This is a genomic window from Aequorivita vitellina (assembly GCF_022008365.1).
Lineage (GTDB): Bacteria > Bacteroidota > Bacteroidia > Flavobacteriales > Flavobacteriaceae > Aequorivita > Aequorivita vitellina.
Window position 1 is genome coordinate 1 of the sequence record NZ_JAIRBA010000132.1, and the last position, 578, is coordinate 578.

Annotated in this window: 1 protein-coding gene; it reads left to right on the forward strand. The window is 36.5% G+C overall.

What is annotated here, in order from left to right; translation table 11 throughout:
• The coding region (locus K8089_RS16290) for a hypothetical protein (protein WP_237604337.1) at window positions 1–241 on the forward strand (241 nt) is incomplete at its 5' end.
• Between the last annotated feature and the right edge of the window lie 337 nt (window positions 242–578).

Below are 578 nucleotides of genomic sequence, written 5' to 3' on the forward strand. Positions count from 1 at the left end.
ACTAGCCATTAATTATATGCCTTGTTGTGCAATGTTTTTCTGCGCTCTGTTCCGTTTTGTTTCCGCTTTGCTATTCTTTCAAAGGCCATCGAAAAACAAAATTGCGCTTGCTGGTTTTATTTTTCCGATGTCAAAAAATTCCAGCTCCACCCCTTTTTTCCGCTCCGCATTTTTGTCCGAGAAAAATCATTGTCCGCCCAGCACTTTTGTCCGAACTGCTTTTCAATTTTTAAACACTTAACTCCAAAAAAAAAAATCAGACGCTGTTCCACCAATTTTCCGCTGCGATTTACGTCTCGTTAAATATTGCACAACGTGTTTGTGTATGATTAGTGGTGTGTTTGAGCACCTAATTTAGCAAATAAAAACCGAATAGAAAATCCGCGAGGATTTTCGTAAGTAGGCTAGAACTAGCCATTAATTATACACGGTGTTAGCACCAGTATTTTTATCTTTTAATTCCAGTTTTTTTACTTTCCACTCTCCATTTTCCTTTTCCAATTTTGAGGAAACATTAAATATTCCCTTTTCAGAAACAAAAACTAATGATAATTCCGAACTTCCAGTTTCAGAATTCC